General features: G+C 73.7%; 11 protein-coding genes. 2 read left to right on the forward strand and 9 right to left on the reverse strand.

Going from position 1 to position 19,471, the window contains the following annotated elements; all coding sequences use genetic code 11:
- Nucleotides 1-98: 98 nt before the first annotated feature.
- The 5 genes from ACGFQ9_RS17460 to ACGFQ9_RS17480 all read right to left on the reverse strand — a co-directional run bounded on the left by ACGFQ9_RS17460 (nt 99) and on the right by ACGFQ9_RS17480 (nt 12,541).
- Complete coding sequence (locus ACGFQ9_RS17460) at nt 99-1,727, reverse strand: succinic semialdehyde dehydrogenase (RefSeq protein ID WP_393574664.1); 1,629 nt, start codon at nt 1,725-1,727, stop codon at nt 99-101.
- 182 nt (nt 1,728-1,909) lie between these two features.
- Nucleotides 1,910-3,814 (reverse strand): serine/threonine-protein kinase, encoded by a 1,905-nt coding sequence (locus tag ACGFQ9_RS17465; RefSeq protein WP_393574665.1) that lies wholly within the window; start codon nt 3,812-3,814, stop codon nt 1,910-1,912.
- Between the two features lie 137 nt (nt 3,815-3,951).
- On the reverse strand, nt 3,952-7,641 hold the full coding sequence (locus ACGFQ9_RS17470; RefSeq protein WP_393574666.1) for a hypothetical protein: 3,690 nt from the start codon (nt 7,639-7,641) through the stop codon (nt 3,952-3,954).
- Between the two features lie 118 nt (nt 7,642-7,759).
- Nucleotides 7,760-10,678: a protein kinase gene (locus ACGFQ9_RS17475; protein WP_393574667.1), complete on the reverse strand. Its 2,919-nt coding sequence runs from the start codon at nt 10,676-10,678 to the stop codon at nt 7,760-7,762.
- 156 nt (nt 10,679-10,834) lie between these two features.
- Nucleotides 10,835-12,541, reverse strand: a complete 1,707-nt coding sequence (locus ACGFQ9_RS17480; RefSeq protein ID WP_393574668.1) for a glycerol-3-phosphate dehydrogenase/oxidase — start codon at nt 12,539-12,541, stop codon at nt 10,835-10,837.
- Between the two features lie 230 nt (nt 12,542-12,771).
- On the opposite strand from ACGFQ9_RS17480, the gene ACGFQ9_RS17485 reads away from it, so the two are divergent.
- Complete coding sequence (locus ACGFQ9_RS17485; protein WP_393574669.1) at nt 12,772-14,001, forward strand: nucleotide sugar dehydrogenase; 1,230 nt, start codon at nt 12,772-12,774, stop codon at nt 13,999-14,001.
- Between the two features lie 148 nt (nt 14,002-14,149).
- Nucleotides 14,150-14,617 carry a hypothetical protein gene (locus ACGFQ9_RS17490; protein WP_393574670.1) on the forward strand — a complete coding sequence of 156 codons (468 nt, stop codon included), beginning with the start codon at nt 14,150-14,152 and terminating at the stop codon, nt 14,615-14,617.
- 146 nt (nt 14,618-14,763) lie between these two features.
- Here ACGFQ9_RS17490 and ACGFQ9_RS17495 read toward each other — a convergent pair whose 3' ends face one another.
- The 4 genes from ACGFQ9_RS17495 to ACGFQ9_RS17510 form a co-directional block, all read right to left on the reverse strand.
- Nucleotides 14,764-15,888, reverse strand: a complete 1,125-nt coding sequence (locus ACGFQ9_RS17495; protein ID WP_365104113.1) for a GuaB3 family IMP dehydrogenase-related protein — start codon at nt 15,886-15,888, stop codon at nt 14,764-14,766.
- A gap of 150 nt (nt 15,889-16,038) precedes the next feature.
- The gene (gene guaB / locus ACGFQ9_RS17500) at nt 16,039-17,550 is read right to left on the reverse strand and encodes an IMP dehydrogenase (RefSeq protein WP_393574671.1); all 1,512 of its coding nucleotides are present in this window, start codon (nt 17,548-17,550) and stop codon (nt 16,039-16,041) included.
- Nucleotides 17,551-17,713: 163 nt separating this feature from the next.
- The gene (locus tag ACGFQ9_RS17505) at nt 17,714-18,346 is read right to left on the reverse strand and encodes a sigma-70 family RNA polymerase sigma factor (protein ID WP_393574672.1); all 633 of its coding nucleotides are present in this window, start codon (nt 18,344-18,346) and stop codon (nt 17,714-17,716) included.
- Between the two features lie 374 nt (nt 18,347-18,720).
- On the reverse strand, nt 18,721-19,332 hold the full coding sequence (locus tag ACGFQ9_RS17510; protein WP_003948568.1) for a response regulator transcription factor: 612 nt from the start codon (nt 19,330-19,332) through the stop codon (nt 18,721-18,723).
- Nucleotides 19,333-19,471 lie beyond the last annotated feature (139 nt).

Raw genomic sequence — 19,471 nt, forward strand, 5'->3', positions numbered from 1 at the left:
GGGCGGTGCCCCCACCGCGTCGGCTCCCTCGTTTTTCGCCTTGCGATGCACGGCGCCAGACGCCGCTCCCTGATCCGGCCTGATCCGCAAGGCACCCCCTACCGCATACGAAGGGCCTTCATGGCCTTGAGGCCGCGGGTCATCAGCGCGGCGTACTTCTCGTCGTCCATGCCGAGCGAGGGCGCCATCGGGAGGAGGCGCTGGTGGGCGACGGTCTGCGCCTCGGTGAACTTGAGGATGCCCTCGGAGCCGTGGCGGCGGCCGAGGCCGGACTCCTTCATGCCGCCCATCGGCGACTGCACGCTGCCGTAGGTGGGTGCGTAGCCCTCGTTGATGTTGACGGTGCCGGTGCGCAGCCGGGCGGCGACCGCGTGGCCGCGCCGGGCGTCCTTGGTCCACACGCTGGAGTTCAGGCCGTACGGGGTCGCGTTGGCGAGCGCGATCGCCTCGTCCTCGTCGGTGAAGCGGTAGACGGAGACGACCGGTCCGAAGGTCTCCTCGGCGCACACCGCCATGGGCGCCTCCACCCCGTCGAGGATGGTGGGCTCGTAGAACAGCGGGCCGATGTCGGGGCGGGCGACACCGCCGGCCACCAGGGTGGCGCCCTTGGCGACGGCCTCGTCGACGTGCCGCCGTACGGTCTCCAGCTGGCGTTCGCCGACCAGCGAGCCCATGTCCGCGCCGTAGGCGAGGGAGACACCGAGGCGCATCGCCCGGGTGCGGGCGGCGAACCGCTCCAGGAAGGCGTCGGCGACCGAGGCGTGCACGTACAGCCGCTCGATGGATATGCAGAGCTGGCCCGCGGAGGAGAAGCAGGCGCGGACGGCGCCCTGGGCGGCCTTCTCCACGTCGGCGTCGTGCAGGACGAGCATGGCGTTCTTGCCGCCGAGCTCCAGGGAGACGCCGACCAGGCGGGCGGCGGCGCCCTGGGCGACCTCGCGGCCGGTGCGGGTGGAACCGGTGAAGGAGACGTAGTCGGCGTGCCGGACCACCTCGGGGCCGACCACCGGTCCTTCGCCGATCACCACCTGGAAGACCTCGGCGGGCAGGCCGGCCTCGATCAGCAGCTCCCGGGCCCACAGGGCGGTCAGCGCGGTCTCGGTGTCGGGCTTCATCACGACCGCGTTGCCGGAGACGAAGGCGGGCAGCGCGTCGCCGACCGACAGTTCCAGGGGGTAGTTCCAGGGTGCGATCTGGCCGACGACCCCGCGCGGCTGACGCAGCTCGGTGACCCTGGTGAGCACGGGCACGGCCCCGGTGTGCCGCTTGGGCCGCAGGTAGGCGGGGGCCTTGCGGCCGTAGTGGCGGGCGGACACGGCGACGGCCATGAGCTCTTCGTAGGCGTGCAGGCGGGCCTTGCCGGTCTCCAGCTGGACCAGGTCGAGGATCTCGGTCTGGCGGGCGAGCAGGAGGTCGTGGAAGCGGAGCAGGACGGCGCACCGCGCGCGGACCGGCAGGGCCGCCCAGGCGGGCTGGGCGGCGCGGGCCCGCTCGAAGGCGGTGGCGACGTCCTCGGCCGTGGCCTCCGGGAGATCGGCGAGCTTGTCCCCGGTGAAGGGGGTGTGGTTGGCGGTCCGCCCGGAGCCGATCGCCCCCCGGGTGAGCCGGGCCACCAGCTCGGGGGTGACCACGTCGGCGGCGGTCCGTGCGCCGGCCGGGGCGGCGGCGACCGGATTGGTGGGCTCCGGCGCGGTCCGGAGCGGGGCAGGGGCCTGCAAGTCCGTCATGCGGGTGAGCGTATTGCGCCCGCATGACTTTGGGTACCCGCTGGTAACCGGATTTTGGGATTTACGCCAGTGATCGGTGGCAGGGTCGTCCGGAACGGCCGGATCCGGCCGGATCCGGCCGTTCCTGGAGGGACACGGCGGGACACGGCGGGACACGGCGGGACCCTGCCGGGCCCGGCGTGTCAGTGGGCGGCGGGCTGCCATCCGCTGAGCACGGTGTCGAACTGCGAGCGGGTGGTCGGCCAGTCCGCGGCCGGGCCCGCCATGAAGATGGCGTACTCCTTGCCGTCCGGGCCGATGTACATCTGGTCGATGGCCCGCCGGGGACCCGGGAAGTCCTTCTTCTCCTGCCAGCTGAAATCCCACAGGGCCGCCTGGGTCTGCCCCTGGAAGGTGTTCGGCTGCAGGAACTCCTTCCGGTAGGCGGACCGGGCGCTCACCTGCTTCTCCAGGTCGAGCAGGTGGGCGTACGGGTTCTTGTAGTCGGGTGTCGGGTCGATGCTGATCCGGATGCGGTGCTTGCCGTTGTCCGGGGTGTAGTCGATCTGGTCCCCGAACGTCTGGCGCTTCCAGCCGTTCGGGACGAAGAGGGTGAAGCCCGCCGGGTCCGTGACCTGGCGCCAGCCGGACGGGGCGGTCCGGGCGGGCTTCGGCTTGGCGTCGCCGCCCGTCTTTCCCTTCCCGCCGGCATCGGCACCGCCGGAGTCCACGCCGCCGGTCACCGTGCCGCCGCGGCCGGAGTCCTGGTCGTCCGGCCCGTCCAGGTAGGTGATGACGCCGTAGGCCGCTCCGCCGCCGAGCAGGGCGGCGACCAGGGCGACGGCGGCGCCGCGGCGCAGCCTGCCGCTCCGGCGCTCGCGCGCGGCGGGGGTGCCGGGAACCGTGTACGGGCCCGCCTGGCCCGCTTGGCCGGCCGGGCCGCCCGCGTCGGTGGGTCCGGACAGCAGGGCCGTGGATCCGGCGCCGGCACCGGCGCCGGCCGCGCCCGGGCGGAGCGGGGTGGTGGCGGTGCCGGAGGCGGCGCGGCCGGGTCCGCCGCCGGGGTGGCCGTGGTCCGGGCCGTGCGCCGCGGTGCGGGCGGGGCCCGTACGGGGGTCGGGGCCGGAAGCGGAACCCTGCGCGGGCCCCGTTCCGGAGCGCGGCGCGGGGCGCGCGGGGCTGCCGGCGGGGGCACCCGCGGAGGCGGCGGCGGGGAATCCGCCGCGGTCCTCGGGGGCCAGGGTCTGCGTCGGCACGTACGCCTGGGCCGCCTTCGGCGCCCGGCCCTCCATCGCCTCCAGCAGCATCCGCTCCGCCTCGGCCGCCGACGGCCGCTTCGCCGGGTCCTTGCGGAGCAGGGCCGTGATGACCGGCCCGAGGGCCTCCGCCCGCTGCGGCGCCGGGGGTTCGTCGTTGACCACGGCCGCCAGGCTGGAGATCGGCGAGGTCCGGCGGAAGGGTGAGCGGGCCTCGACCGCCGTGTAGAGCGTGGCCCCCAGCGACCACAGGTCGGATGCCGGGTCGGGGGCTCCGCCGGTCACCCGCTCGGGCGCCAGGTAGTCGATGGAACCGACGAGTTCGCCGGTGCGGGTGATCGTGGCGTCGCCCTCGATGGCGGCGATGCCGAAGTCGGTGAGCAGCACCCGCCCGTCCGCGGCGAGCAGCACGTTGCCCGGCTTCACGTCCCGGTGCAGTACGCCCACCGCGTGCGCGGCGCGCAGCGCGCCCAGGACGTGCAGGCCGATGCGCGCGGCCTCGCGGGGCTCGATCCGCCCGGCCGCCTTGGCGGCGTCGGCCAGCGAGGGACCGTCGATGTACTCCATGACGATCCACGGCCGGTCGTCGTGCTCGAACACGTCGTGGACGGTGACCACTGCCGGGTGCGCGATGCGCGCGGCGGCACGGGCCTCCTTCTGGGTCCGCGCGTGCAGGACCGCGCGGTCGGCCTCGGTGACGTACAGGCCGGCCGTCAGCTCCTTGATGGCGACGGTGCGGTGCAGCAGTTCGTCATGCGCCCGCCAGACCTTGCCCATGCCGCCGCGGCCGATGGGCTCGACGAGCCGGTACCGGTTGGCGAGGGTGTCGCCCTCGGCTGTCCTGTGTTCCACGAATTCCCGCCGCTCTGTGCACTTCGGTCGTCAGATTACGGAGCGCACGGGCATACCCGAAGCCATGCGGGGCCTGTGAGACAGCACTGTGACGCAATCGCGGTAGTGACGGGTGATCAGAATGTCACCGGGGAGCCTCAACTCCCGACCCGATAACTCCCCGCGGCCTTGCCGAACACCTCGGTGACCTTGTCCTGTCCGTCCTGCGGGCCAAGCACCATCACCACGTGGTAGCGGCCGCCGAGCGCCGCGACGAGGTTGCGGACGTAGAGGCTGCGGCCGGTCGCGTCGGTCCAGGTGTACGTACCCTCCGCCGTCAGCTTCTGCCCCACCTTGGTCTGTTTGGTGCCTGTGGAGGTGGCCCAGGTCGACATGCGGAACGGGTCCAGTTCGCGCTCCTTGTTCTTCTGGTAGGAGAGCGGGTCCGGGGTGCCCTCGATGGCGTCCCGGCCGGGCACCACGATGAGTTCGTAGGCCCCGTCGGAGTAACGCACCTGCCCGGCATCGTTCTTGGCGCTCCGCTCCCAGCCGTTGGGTACCAGGATCTGGAAGCCCTCCGGATCCTGCGCGACGGTGTAGCCGGCCGGGGCCGGGCCGGAGGGCTGCGGCACCGGAGCGTTCCCGGGCGGGGTGGTGGCGGGCGGCTGCCCGGACCCCTTGGACGGGGCGGGCGAAGAGGACGGCGGGGCGGGCGCGTTCGGCTTGCCCGGCGCGGAACTCGCCTGTCCCGCCGGGCCGGAGTTCGCCGCGCCCTGCGTCTCGTCCGCCTCCGGCATGAAGAGCATGGCGAAGGCCACCAGGCCGGCGAGCGCGACCAGGATCCCGAGCAGCAGGTTCCGCCCGAGCGAGCGCGCACTGCGGGGCGCCCGCGCCGGCTTCTCCTGCCGGTGCCGGCCGTGGTGGACCTCGCCCCGGCGGCGGACGATCGGCAGCCGGGCGGGGTCGGGTGCGGGCAGCGGCACCACGCGGTCGCCGCCGTCGGGCTCGGGGGCGGACCGTACGAGCGACCTCAGCCAGCCGCGCAGTTCCTCGAAGTCGGGGCGCTCGGTGGGGTCCTGGCGCAGCAGCGACTCGACGACGGGTCGCAGCGGACCGCACTCCTCCGCGAAGGCGGGCGGCTCCGCGCACACCATCTCGACGAGCTCGGCGGCGCTGTCCTCGGGGTAGGGGGCGTGGCCCTGGACACAGCGGTAGAGGAGGGCGCCGAGCGCCCACAGGTCGGTGGCCGGGCCGACGGGTGCGGCCAGCTGCCAGTTGCCCTGGACGGGGCGTGCCTGCTCGGGCGCCCACCGCTCGGTGACGGCCCCGACGACGGTGATCCGCGTCTGCCGCGCCCGCTCGGCGGCCAGCCCCGAACCCGCTCCGGGCCCGGCGGACCACCGCTCCCGCGACGCCCTGGCGGACGCACCGCCGACGACCGGGACGGGGGCGCGGGCCGGGGGCGCGGCGGGGTCGTGCAGGACCTGAGCGGACCCACCCGACGCCTCGAACGGGACCTGGTCCTGGGACGGCGGCCAAGGCTGTGACGGGGACTGGGACTGCGCCGGCGCCTGGGCTGCCTGGGCTGCCTGGGCCGGAACCTGGGGCCACACCTCGGACGGGGCCTGAGCCTGGGGCCAGGCCCCGGGCGGGGACTGGACCTCGGACCGGGACTGCGGCTGCGTACCGAGCCGGGCTTCGGACCGGGACTGGGGCTGGACGGGGAGGGCTGCCGACGGGACCGCCGGAGCCGACTCCCGCTGACCCGCTCGAACCGGCGGCTGCGCCTGCGCGCCCGGGCCGAGGGCCGGCGCGCTGCTCGGACCGGCCTCGTCCGCCTGCCGGTACCCCTGCGGGAGCGGGAACCGGTCGGAGAGCCCTGGGCGGGCGTACGGCACCGGCGGCACCGCGATGGGCCCGTCCGGCCGGCCTCCCGGCCCGGCCTCCGCCCCGCCTGCCGCCTGCCCCTGCGCCTGCGCCTCCGCGGCACTCTCGGCCGACTGCTGCCGCCGTGGCGTCGCACCGTGCCAGGGCGTGACGTCGCCGCTGCCCGGCCCTGCCTGGACACCGGCGTCGGCCGGGAAGTCGGGACCGGCCGGAGTGCCCCGGTCAGCCTGGGAGTCAGGACCGGCCTGCGCGCCCCGGCCGACCACCCCGGAGCCCGGGCCGGCCGGAGTGTCGAAACCCGCCGCCGGGCCGGGCCCGGCGTACGCATCCGGCCCGGCCTGGGAACCCGGGCCGGCCTGACTGCCCGGTCCGGCGTGGGAGCCGGGCCCGGCAGGAATGCCCGGTCCCCCCTCGGAGCCCGGCGCGCCGTGGGAGTCGATCCCCGCCGGGGCGCCCGGGACGTCCTGGGGGTCGGGGGGCGTCCGGGTGCCCGGGGTGGTCTCGGGTCCGGGGCGCTCCGGGCCGCCGCCGTACGGATACGAGTACCCCTGCGGCAGCTTGGATCCGCGGGGGCGGGGTGGCTCCTGCCCGGCCGCGGCCCGCTTCTCCTCCATGACCCGCGCGGTGGCGGCCCGCGTCCCGGCCCGGTACGCCGCCACGGCACCGGCCCGCGCGGCGGCCGTGAGGTCCGGCCGGTCCCCCGCCCGGCGTCCGGGCGCGATCCGGTCGGCGTAGACGGGCCCCTGGGGCCCGGACGGAGACGCGCCGGAACCCGGAACCGCCTGCCCCGCGGCCAGCGCCGCCAGCCCCGCACCGGAGGTCCCGACGTGGCCGGCCTCCGCACCGGAACCGGGCGCAACGCCTCCTGCACCGGCCCGATCCGCTCCGGGCAGGCCGGGACCAAAGGCTTCGATCTCTCCCCTCCCCGCCGAACCGACAGGGGCCGGAGCTCCCGCTGCGGGCGCGCCGGGTGCCGGGGCGAACTCGTCATGTCCGGCCCGGTCGGCGGCGGCCCAGCCGTAGGCGCCGGGGACGGGGCCCGGCCCGTCCTGAAGGCCCGGGAGGTGAGGGGCCGCGCCGGGCGCGGCCTGACCGGGCACGAGTGGGCCGGAGCCGGTCCGGCCGGGCGGGAGCTGGTCGGCGGAGTCCGGGCCGGGAACACCACGGCCCGGAACGGCACGACCCTGGACGGACGGAGCCGGAACGGCAGGGCCCGGAATGCCGGGCACATGGACGGGCGGGCCCGGGGTGCCGGCCACCGGGACGGGCGCACTCGGGACGGGCGGGCCCGGGGTGATGGAGCCGGGCACGGCCGGCGGGATCGGGCCGGCGGGCCACGGCGGGGCGGGGGTGTCGTCGGTGCCGTCGGGCGCGGGGACCGGGTCGTAGCCGCACAGCGCTTCCTCCGCAGCGCCCGCCGCCAGACCGGTCAGGACCACCCGGCCGTCTTCGCATATCAGCACCGTGCGCACGGTGATGTTGCGGTGCGTCCAGCCGTGCGCGTGCAGCACCCGCAGCGCGGTCAGCACGTCGGAGGCGACCTCCGCCGCACGGTACGGGCTCAGCGGCGCGTCCGCGATCAGCGCCGCCAGCGGCCGCGCCGGGACCAGTTCGCTGACGATCCACAGCGAGCCGCCTTCGGCGAAGACGTCGAAGACCTGGTCCAGCCGGGGGTGGTCCGGGATCCGGGCCGCGGCCTGCGCTGCCTCGATCGCGCGCCGCACCGCCGGCAGTTCGCCCAGCTGGTCCCCCGCCGGCCGGCCGCCCGCCACGGTGCGCTCCGGCCGGCCGCCCTCGACCAGCTCGGCGTCCACGACCTCGGGTAACGGCACCTGGCGGACCAGGACTTCCTGCCCGCTCCGCGTGTCGAAGGCGCGCGTCTCGATCAGCTCGTACTCGTCGGACGGCGGCAGCGGCAGACGATAACGGCCGGCCAGGATCCGCCCCGCGTAATCGTCCACTTCGCCTCCCCCCGAGTCTCCCGCGGCCCAGTGACACGATACGTCGCACAGCCCGCCCGCGGGCCGGATCCGGCGAGGTCAGCCGCCCGGCTGCGGCTGACCGTCCGTCAGGATCCGGTCAGTCCTTCACCTGGAAGGTGTCGAAGGCGGTGTTCCGCAGCTGCGTGCACTCCGGGCCGTCCCACTGGTCCGCCGCGCAGGTGATCATGATGGCGTAGCCGTGGGTCGCGTCCACCTTGAAGCCGCGGTTGAGCACCCGGACCCGCACCCCGTTCTGCTCACGCTCGAACACCCAGTCCGCGACGGTCGGATAGCCGCGGTATTCGACCGTGTCGATCCCCTTCAGCTCGTAGCCCTTGCTGCTGGCGCCGACGGCGATCGCCAGTTCCGCCCAGGCCTTCCTGGCGTCGTCCCCCGGGGAGTTGTTGTAGTCGACCTGGATCCTCGGGAAGCTGCTGTCGTCCCGGGCGTACTTCATGCCCGAGTTGGAGCCCGCGGTGCCTATCTCCTTGAAGAAATCCGGCATCGCTATCGAGAAGTGGTACTTGGCGTTGGTCACGGTGGTGTACCCGGCGGGCAGGGTGCCCGGCCCGGCCGGCACGCCCGGGGTCGTGCCGGGGCCGGGAATCGTGCCCGGCGTCCCGGAGGAGCCCCCGGTACCGGAGCCGGAACCGGAGGAACCGGTGCTCTGGCCCGGCGCGGGCGTGCTGCCGCCGGTGCCCTGGGTGCCTCCGCTGGCCTGACCGTTGGTGCCGCCGTTTCCGTTGCCCTTGCCGTCGGATCCGGTGCTGCCGCCCGGGGCGGGGCTGCCCGAGGCGTTGCTGCCCGGACCGCCCTTGTTGGCGCCCTTGCCGCCCTTCTCGTCGTCGCCGCCGATCGCCCATGCGACCAGCGAGCCGATCACGGCCAGCGCCACCACCACGGCGGCTATCGCCAGCGCGATGGTGCGGCGCGGGACCACGTCCGTCAGCGATGCCGCACCCGGCCGCCCGGAGGAGGGGGCCGCCGGAGCCGAAGCGGAGGAACCCGCAGGGGACTTGGCACCGGATCCGGTGCCGGTCTGTGCCGGCGCCTCGGCACCGTTGGCCGCGGTGGTCGAAACCGCCGCGGCGGCGGCCTTGCGGGCCGTCTTGAGGGCTTCGCGGGCGCGCTCCCGCTGCTCACGGTCCCGCTTCGCCGCGGCCTTGGCGGCCGCCTTCTCCGCAGCCTTCGTGGCCGCCTTCTCCGCCGCGGCCTTCTCGGCGGCTTCCTTGGCTGCGGTCAGCGAGATCACCCGGGTCTCGTCGGCGGGCGGTGCCGCCGGCTCCTCCGGGGCGTTGATGACCTCGGTCAGCATCACCCGGGCGCGGGCGTCGTCGAGCCGGCGGGCCGGGTCCTTCACCAGCAGGCCGTAGATGACGTCCGCGAGCGGGCCCGCGTTGTTCGGCGGGTCGACGGGCTCGGTCATCACGGCGGTGAGGGTGGCGAGCGCGGACCCCTTGTCGTAGGGCGGGACGCCTTCCACCGCCGCGTACAGCAGGCCGCCCAGCGACCACATGTCGGCGGGCGGGCCCGGCTTCTGGCCGCGGGCCCGCTCGGGCGAGATGTAGGAGGGCGCGCCGACGAGCATGCCGGTGGAGGTCACCGACGGGTCGCCCTCGACCTGGGCGATGCCGAAGTCGGTGAGCACCACGCGGCCGCTGTTGGAGATGAGCACGTTGGACGGCTTCACGTCCCGGTGCAGGATGCCCTCTCCGTGGGCGGCCTTGAGCACGTCGAGCACCGCGAGGCCGACCTCGGCCGCCCGGCGCGGGGTGAGCGTGCCCTTCTCCCGGATGAACTCGGCCAGCGAGGAACCCTCGATGAGCTCCATGACGATCCAGGGACGGCCGTCCTCGTCGACCACGTCGAACACGGTGACCGCGCCACCGCTGCGGATCCGGGCGATCGCCTTGGCCTCGCGCAGGGTCCGGGTGATCAGGCGGCGCTTCTCGTCCTCGTCGACGCCGGAGCTGAAACGGAGTTCCTTGACGGCGACGGTCCGGCCGAGGGTCTCGTCGACGGCACGCCAGACGGTGCCCATGCCGCCCTTGCCCAGCACGCGCTCCAGCCGGTAGCGCCGGGCCAGCAGCCGCCCTTCGTCCTCGGCGGTGTCCCCGGTCACGCCCTTCGGCCCGGCCCCCTCGGGCGCGGATTTCCCGGCCGTGCCCTGCCCGGCCCGGGCGGCTTCACCCTTGCCCGGCTCCGCCTTGTCGGCCTTCACCCTGTCGGCCTTCGCCGCATCGGCCTTCACCGCATCCGACTTCGCGTCGGACGTACCGGCCCGGCCCTTCGCACCCGCGCCCGCACCGGCACCCGGCTTCGGGGCACCGGACCCGCCGGAGCCTGCCTTCGTCTCACCGGCTGCCGCGGCGTCCCCGGCATCCGGCTTCGCCGTGGCGGACTTCGAGAGGTCCGCCTTCGCAGCACCGGCCGCACCGGCAACGTGCTTGGCCGCGGCGGGCTTCCCGAGGTCCGCCTTGGCCCCGGCCGGCTCGGCCGCCCGGGGTTCCGCTTCGGCGGACCCGTCGGCAGCGCCGGGCTCCACGGCGGCAGCCGCGTCAGCGGCACCCCGCCCCGACCCGGCGGCCTTCCCGGAATCCGGCTCGTCCTCAGCCGACCCAGCCGACTTGGCCGGCTTGCCCGGCTCGGCCGACTTGCCCGACTCCGGCTTCGCCCCGGCAGGCTTCGCCAGGTCCGCCTTCGTGCCCGCGGCCTCCGCCGCCTCCGGCTCCGGCTCCGCTTCGGCAGGCACGGACATCTCGGCACCCGATTCCTCGTCGGCGGCCGTGGCATCCGCCCCGGTGCCACCCGGCTCCGCCGGGGCAGGCTCCGGCGCGGAACCCGCCGGCTTCCGCCCGGCGTCCCGTTCCGGTTCGGCCTCGCGGCCCCGGGCAGCGCCCGGCTGCCCGGCGTCCTTCTCCGTCGGCTCCGCCGACGTACGCTTCGTCAGGTCCGGGGTGCGTGTCTCGTCCTCGCTCCCACGGGAACCAGAGGGCGTGTGCTCCGACTTCGACATGCGTCCCCTCTGCGATCGTGCCGCCCGCTCGGGCCGGCCCGGCGTCCACCGGGTCCCGGCGTAACCCGCCCCGGCCGAACCCTCATTGTTCCTCACTCCGGGACGGACGGGAGCCGGGGGTCCGCGGTTCCCCCGGACTCCGGAACACACGCTCGACTAAAGCGGGACGATGTCGGGAGCCCCCAGCCGTGCCGCGTCCGCCGTCAGGTCGTCGGGCTGACGCTGCGACTCACGCTCCGCTTCTACCCGCTTCTCGTAGTGCTCGACCTCCTTCTCGATCTGCTGCGCGTCCCAGCCCAGCACCGGGGCCATCAACTCCGCGCATTCCCGGGCCGACAGGGTGCCCCGGTCGAAGGTCTCGATGGAGATCCGGGTCCGCCGGGTCAGTACGTCGTCCAGGTGCCGCGCGCCCTCGTGCGAGGCCGCGTACACGATCTCGGCCCGCAGGTAGTCGTCCGCCGCGGCCAGCGGTTCGCCGAGCCCGGGGTCCTTCTCGACGAGGGCGAGCAGTTCCTCGGTCAGCGACCCGTACCGGTTCAACAGGTGCTCCACCCGGGCCACATGAAGGCCCGTCCGGGCCGCGATCCGCGCCCTCGCGTTCCACAGCGCCTTGTAGCCTTCGGCCCCGACCAGCGGGATGTCCTCCGTGACGCAGGCGGCCACCCGCATGTCCAGGCCGTGCACGGCCTCGTCCACCGCGTCCTTGGCCATCACCCGGTACGTGGTGTACTTGCCGCCCGCCACGACCACCAGCCCCGGCACCGGATGCGCCACCGTGTGTTCCCGGGACAGCTTGCTGGTGGCGTCCGACTCACCGGCCAGCAGCGGCCGCAGGCCCGCGTACACCCCCTGTACGTCGTCCCGGGTGAGGGGCACCGCCAGCACCGAGTTCACGTGCTCCAGCAGGTAGTCGATGTCCGCGCTGGAGGCCGCCGGATGCGCCTTGTCCAGGTCCCAGTCGGTGTCGGTGGTCCCGACGATCCAGTGCCGGCCCCACGGAATGACGAACAGCACGGACTTCTCGGTGCGCAGGATCAGCCCGGTGGCGGAGTGGATGCGGTCCTTGGGCACCACCAGGTGGATACCCTTGGACGCCCGGACGTGGAACTGGCCGCGCTCGCCGATCAGCGCCTGCGTGTCGTCCGTCCACACCCCCGTGGCGTTCACGATCTGCTTGGCGCGGATCTCGTACTCCCCGCCGCCCTCCACGTCCTGCACCCGGGCGCCGACGACCCGCTCGCCCTCCCTCAGGAAGCCGACCACCCTCGCCCGGTTGGCGCAGTGCGCCCCGTACGCGGCGGCCGTCCGCACCAGCGTGGCGACGTACCGCGCGTCGTCCATCCGGGCGTCGTAGTACTGCAACGCGCCCACCAGGGCGTCCTTGCGGAGGCACGGGGCCACCCGCAGTGCCCGGCTGCGCGAGAGGTGCCGGTGGACCGGCAGGCCCCGCCCGTGCCCGCTGGACACCGACATGGCGTCGTACAGCGCGACGCCCGATCCGGCGTAGAAGCGCTCCCAGCCCTTGTGCTGTAGCGGATACAGGAACGGCACCGGCTTGACCAGGTGCGGTGCCAGCCGCTCCAGCAGCAGGCCGCGTTCCTTCAGCGCCTCGCGGACCAGCGAGAAGTCGAGCATCTCCAGATAGCGCAGGCCGCCGTGGATGAGCTTGCTCGACCGGCTCGACGTCCCCGACGCCCAGTCCCTGGCCTCCACCAGGCCGGTCGAGAGCCCTCTGGTGACCGCGTCGAGCGCGGTGCCGGCGCCCACCACGCCCCCGCCGACCACCAGCACGTCCACTTCACGCTCGGCCATCCGGGCGAGCGCTTCGGCGCGCTGTTCCGGTCCCAGTGCCGCTGTCCTCACCGCTGCCTCCCGTCGGTGTGCGGGTCACCCCGCTCACGTCCCCCGTGAACTTCAGTCTGACCTCGCGCACCCTCACCGGCCACCGCCTGTGGACAACACAACGACGACCACCACCCCACAATGCGACACATCGGTCATATATACGCCTAGTCTGACATAGCGCCAGCTTCCCGCGTCCACAGGACTTGCGCGCACAGCCACCTCATGCCAGGGAAGGGACGGCACCCCCCATGCCCGCAGATCTCGCCGTCATCGGACTGGGCCACCTCGGCCTCCCGCTCGCCCAGGCCGCCGTCTCCGCCGGTATCGAGACCGTCGGCTACGGCTGCGGCCCCACCACCGACACCCCCCTCACCGCCGCCGAGGTCCGCCGTATGTCATCGGCCGGATTCCGGATCGCCACCGACCCCGCCGAGCTCGGCCGGGTCCGTACGGCCGTCATCTGCGCCCCCACCCAGCTCGGCCCCGACCGCGCCCTCGACCTCTCCGCCATCGGCGAGGCCGCCCGCGCCCTCGCCGCCCGCATGCGCCCCAACACCACCGTCATCCTGGAGTCCGCCGTCCACCCCGGGGTCACCGAGGACCACCTGCGCCCCCTGCTGGAGCAGGGCTCCGGCCTCAGGGCCGGCCGGGACTTCCACCTGGCGTACTCCCCCAGCCGCTTCGACCCGGGCAACCGCACCCACACCTTCGCCAACACCCCCAAGGTGATCGGCGGCCTCACCCCGGCCTGCACGGAGTCCGCCGCCGCCTTCTACGCCCGCCTCACCGACAAGGTGGTCCGCGCCCGCGGACTCCGCGAGGCCGAGACCGTGCAGCTCCTCGAAACGAACTACCGGCACGTCAACATCGCCCTGATGAACGAGATGGCCGTGCTCTGCCACGACCTCGGCGTCGACCTCTGGGACGTCATCCGGTGCGCCGAGACCAAGCCCTACGGCTTCCAGGCCTTCCGCCCGGGCCCCGGAGTCGGCGGCCACGGCGTCCCGCTCGACCCCAACTACCTCCCGCACACCACCCGCACCCCCGGCCACCCGCTCCGCATGGTCGGTCTGGCGCAGGAGATCAACGGCCGGATGCCGCAGTACGTCATCCAGCGCTGCGCCGCCCTGCTCAACGAGCACGGCAAGTCCGCCCGCGGCGCCCGGGTCCTGCTCCTCGGCGTCACCTACAAGCCCGACCTGGCCGACCAGGAGGGCTCCCCGGCGGGCGAGATCGCCGGCCGCCTGCTCGACCTGGGCGCGCAGATCAGCTATCACGACCCGTACGTGCCCGGCTGGCGGGTCCGCGAGCAGCCGGTGCCCCGCGCGGACTCCCTCTACGAGGCGGCCGCCAGCGCCGACCTCACGGTCCTCCTCCAGCACCACCGCACCTACGACCTCCAGGGCCTGGCGGTCAAGGCCCAGCTCCTCCTCGACACCCGCGGCGCCAGTCCGGCCGGCGCCGCCCACCGCCTCTGACCCGGCGGAAATCCCCGCTTGCGCCGTCTGAGTGACCTGCTAGCCTGCGGCGTCACTTATCTCGCGCTTATGTGCGGTGCCCGGGTGTACGTACGCCTGCGCGCGCCCGCCTCCACCGCACTGCACCGATCCCTTGGGGGGGATTCCCATGGCCCAGTCCTTCCAGCCGCCCGCGCCCGACTCGCTGACCCCGGCCGCACCGGCCCCGGCCCGCTCCGGCAACTTCGGGCTGGGCATCGTGGCCGCCGTCGTCGCGGCCCTGGCGACCGCCGCCGCCTACGGCGGAATCATCGGCGCCTCCGGCTACCAGATCGGCTACGCGGCCGTCGGCGTCGGCCTCGCCGTGGGCGTCGCCGCGGGCAAGCTCGGCGGGTCCAACCCGGTCCTCCCCGTCGTCGCCGCGCTGCTGTCCCTCGCGGCCGTCTTCGGCGGCCAGATGTTCGGCATCGTCCTGATCGCCGCCGACGAGCTGCACATCGGCGTCGGCGACGTCCTGGACCTCGGCTTCTCCGTGCTGTTCGACGGCTGGAAGGAGGCTGCGGGTCCGATGGACTTCCTGTTCTTCGCCATCGGCGCGGTCGCGGCCTTCCAGACCACCCGCAAGACCGGCGCCTGACGTCCCCGGCTGCCTGCCCGGCAGCCGGCTCCCGGCCCGCCCGGGAAGGCAGCCGGACGGCGCCCGCGCCGTGACCCCGGAAACGCCGGAGGGCCGGCACCCGAGCGATCGGGTGCCGGCCCTCCGGCGTGTGTACGCGGTGTGCGTCAGCGGCGGTGCTGCGAGTCCGCGACGGTGACCTCGACCCGCTGGAACTCCTTGAGCTCGCTGTAGCCGGTGGTGGCCATCGAGCGGCGCAGCGCGCCGAAGAGGTTCATCGAGCCGTCCGGGGTGTGCGACGGGCCGGTGAGGATCTCCTCGGTGGTGCCCACCGTGCCGAGGTCGACCTTCTTGCCGCGCGGCACGTCCTCGTGGACGGCCTCCATGCCCCAGTGGTGGCCCTTGCCGGGCGCGTCGGTGGCACGGGCCAGCGGGGAGCCCATCATCACGGCGTCCGCACCGCAGGCGATCGCCTTCGGCAGGTCGCCCGACCAGCCCACGCCGCCGTCGGCGATGACGTGCACGTAGCGGCCGCCGGACTCGTCCATGTAGTCGCGGCGGGCGGCGGCCACGTCGGCGACGGCGGTGGCCATCGGGACCTGGATGCCCAGCACGTTGCGGGTGGTGTGCGCGGCGCCGCCGCCGAAGCCCACCAGGACACCGGCCGCGCCGGTGCGCATCAGGTGCAGGGCCGCGGTGTAGGTGGCGCAGCCGCCCACGATGACCGGGACGTCGAGCTCGTAGATGAACTGCTTCAGGTTCAGCGGCTCGGCGGCGCCGGAGACGTGCTCGGCGGAGACCGTGGTGCCGCGGATGACGAAGATGTCCACGCCCGCGTCGACCACGGCCTTGGAGAACTGGGCGGTGCGCTGCGGGGAGAGCGCGGCGGCGGTGACGACGCCGGAGTCGCGCACCTCCTTGATGCGCTGCCCGATCAGGTCGGCCTGGATCGGGGCGGAGTAGATCTCCTGCAGGCGCCGGGTGGCGGCCTCCTCCGGCAGCTCGGCGATCTCGTCGAGCAGCGGCTGCGGGTCCTCGTAGCGGGTCCACAGGCCCTCGAGGTTGAGGACCCCGAGGCCGCCGAGCTCGCCGATGCGGATCGCGGTCTGCGGGGAGACGACCGAGTCCATGGGGGCGGCCAGGAAAGGCAGCTCGAACCGGTAGGCGTCGATCTGCCAGGCGATCGAGACCTCCTTCGGGTCCCGCGTACGGCGGCTCGGGACGATGGCGATGTCGTCGAACGCGTACGCCCGGCGGCCGCGCTTGCCCCGCCCGATCTCGATCTCAGTCACGTGTGGTGGCCTTTCCCTTTTGGCTACTGCATCGTCCAGTATCCCCGAAGGCCGGACGGGCGCGTTCCCGCGACCGCTGTACGGACGCATGCGTCGAAGGGGCGGGTCCGTGGCGGACCCGCCCCTTCGACGTCGGCGTGAGCGACGGCGTCAGCCCTGGCGCGAGTAGTTCGGCGCCTCGACCGTCATCTGGATGTCGTGCGGGTGGCTCTCCTTGAGGCCCGCCGAGGTGATCCGGACGAACCGGCCGCGGTCCTGCAGCTCCGGCACCGTCCGGCCGCCGACGTAGAACATCGACTGGCGCAGGCCGCCGACCAGCTGGTGGACGACCGCGGCGAGCGGGCCGCGGTAGGGCACCTGGCCCTCGATGCCCTCGGGGATCAGCTTGTCGTCGCCGCCGACGCCCTCCTGGAAGTACCGGTCCTTGGAGAAGGACTTCCGGTCGCCGCGGGACTGCATCGCGCCCAGCGAGCCCATGCCCCGGTAGGACTTGAACTGCTTGCCGTTGATGAAGAGCAGCTCGCCCGGGGACTCCTCGCAGCCGGCCAGCAGCGAGCCGAGCATGACCGTGTCGGCACCCGCGACCAGGGCCTTGGCGATGTCGCCGGAGTACTGCAGACCGCCGTCGCCGATGACCGGGACGCCCGCGGCCTTGGCCGCCAGGGAGGCCTCGTAGATCGCGGTGACCTGTGGGACGCCGATGCCGGCGACCACGCGGGTGGTGCAGATGGAGCCGGGGCCGACACCGACCTTGATGCCGTCCACGCCGGCGTCGATCAGGGACTGCGCGCCGTCACGGGTGGCGACGTTGCCGCCGATGACGTCCACCGCGGAGTTCGACTTGATCTTGGCGACCATGTCGCCGACCAGCCGGGAGTGGCCGTGCGCGGTGTCGACCACGATGAAGTCCACGCCCGCCTCGATGAGCGCCTGGGCGCGCTCGAAGGCATCGCCGGCGACGCCGACGGCGGCGCCGACCAGCAGGCGGCCGTCCTTGTCCTTGGCGGCGTTCGGGTACTTCTCGGCCTTGACGAAGTCCTTGACGGTGATGAGGCCCTTGAGGACGCCCGACTCGTCGACCAGCGGCAGCTTCTCGATCTTGTGGCGGCGCAGCAGCTCCATGGCGTCCACGCCGGAGATGCCGACCTTGCCGGTGACCAGCGGCATCGGGGTCATGACCTCGCGCACCTGGCGGCCGCGGTCCGACTCGAAGGCCATGTCCCGGTTGGTGACGATGCCCAGCAGCTTGCCGGACGGGTCGGTGACCGGGACACCGGAGATGCGGAACTTCGCGCACAGCTCGTCCGCCTCGCGCAGGGTCGCGTCCGGGTGGACCGTGATCGGGTCGCTGACCATGCCGGACTCGGAGCGCTTCACCAGGTCGACCTGGTTGGCCTGGTCGGCGATGGAGAGGTTGCGGTGCAGGACGCCGACGCCGCCCTGGCGGGCCATCGCGATGGCCATCCGCGCCTCGGTGACCTTGTCCATCGCAGCGGACAGGAGCGGGATGTTCACCCGGACGTTGCGGGAGATCAGGGAGGAAGTGTCGATCTCGTCCGGCGCCATGTCCGACGAACCGGGGAGGAGGAGCACGTCGTCGTACGTCAGCCCCAGCGTCGCGAATTTTGCGGGCACTCCATCGACGTCGCCGTTGACAGTCATGACACCTTCCCAGATGGTCTTGCTCTGCGCGGATGTCCATGCTAACGGGATCGCGAGGCGTCTCATTCCACGATGAAGATCCATCGCAGTTTTCGTCAGTTCATACGAGATTCAGTTCACGCGAGATGACGGGCACGCTCGCGGCACCGCGGCGGCGCCGCGCTCACTGCTCGGCGAGCGCCCGCAGACGGCTGAGCGCCCGGTGCTGGGCCACGCGCACCGCCCCCGGGGACATGCCGAGCATCTGCCCGGTCTCCTCGGCGGTCAGTCCGACCGCCACGCGCAGCACCAGCAGCTCCCGCTGGTTCTCCGGCAGATTGGCCAGCAGCTTCTTCGCCCACTCGGCGTCGCTGCTCAGCAGCGCCCGCTCCTCGGGGCCCAGCGAGTCGTCCGGCCGCTCGGGCATCTCGTCGGACGGCACGGCCGTGCTGCCCGGGTGCCGCATGGCGGCCCGCTGCAGATCGGCCACCTTGTGCGCGGCGATGGCGAAGACGAACGCCTCGAACGGACGGCCGGTATCCCGGTACCGGGGAAGCGCCATCAGGACGGCCACACAGACTTCCTGCGCGAGGTCCTCGACGAAGTGGCGGGCGTCGCCGGGCAGCCGCGAGAGCCGGGTGCGGCAGTACCGCAGGGCGAGCGGGTGCACATGGGCGAGCAGGTCGTGGGTGGCCTGCTCGTCACCCTCCACCGCGCGGCGTACGAGCGCGCCGACAGCACCGGCGCTGCCGCCCTGCTTGGCGGTGCCGGTGGGGCCTGTGGCCGCAGGGGACCCCAGGGCCTCGTCTTCGCGCATCAATCCATGGTGCCTCGGCGCCGGAGCATCCGCGGCACCGTGGCCCGTGTTGTGCATCGAAGCGTTATGAGCGGGCGCGCCTGAACTCATCGCTTGCGCACTCCCCTCCCGCTCGGCCGAAACAGTCCCCGGGGACCCGAGGACTCCACATCTCCAGAATGCGGCACACCTCAAGCATGCGGTATCGCGTCCGAAGCGACACGTCCCCCGGATTGTGCCTCGCCAACCCCCCGCCGCGCACCGAATACGAACGAATGCTCGCGCTCCGTACACACGGTCGCGCCCCGCGGGGGCGGAACGGGTCGCTGCGGGCCGGGCCGCCGCCGCCCCGTCCGCGGGCTGCGGACGGGGACCGGCGACTCAGCGGTCCGCGGTCAGCGGACCAGGCCCCAGCGGAATCCGAGCGCGACGGCGTGCGCCCGGTCCGACGCGCCCAGCTTCTTGAACAGCCGGCGGGCGTGGGTCTTGACGGTGTCCTCGGAGAGGAACAGCTCCCGCCCGATCTCCGCGTTGGAGCGGCCGTGACTCATGCCCTCCAGCACCTGGATCTCGCGGGCGGTGAGAGTGGGCGCGGCGCCCATCTCGGCGGACCGGAGACGGCGCGGGGCCAGTCGCCAGGTCGGGTCGGCGAGCGCCTGGGTGACCGTGGCCCGCAGCTCGGCGCGCGAGGCGTCCTTGTGCAGGTAGCCGCGGGCGCCGGCGGCGACGGCGAGCGCCACTCCGTCGAGGTCCTCGGCGACCGTCAGCATGATGATGCGGGCACCGGGGTCGGCCGAGAGCAGCCGGCGGACGGTCTCGACCCCGCCGAGCCCGGGCATCCGGACGTCCATCAGGATCAGGTCGGAACGGTCGGCACCCCAGCGGCGGAGGACTTCCTCGCCGTTGGCAGCCGTCGTCACACGCTCGACGCCGGGCACGGTGGCCACCGCGCGACGGAGCGCCTCTCGGGCAAGCGGGGAGTCGTCGCAGACGAGGACGGATGTCATGACCGCCCTCCGCAGCTGCTGATGCGCGTCACCTTGAGCCTCCAGGCTGGTACGTATCGTCACCTGTGCGGTCGATGCCCTCGGACACCTGTCCGGGAACTTCTTCTTTCAACCGCCTTCGCACTCTCAACGATGGTCA

Origin of the sequence: Streptomyces sp. NPDC048603 (genome assembly GCF_043199475.1) — a bacterium.
Classification (GTDB): Bacteria; Actinomycetota; Actinomycetes; order Streptomycetales; family Streptomycetaceae; genus Streptomyces.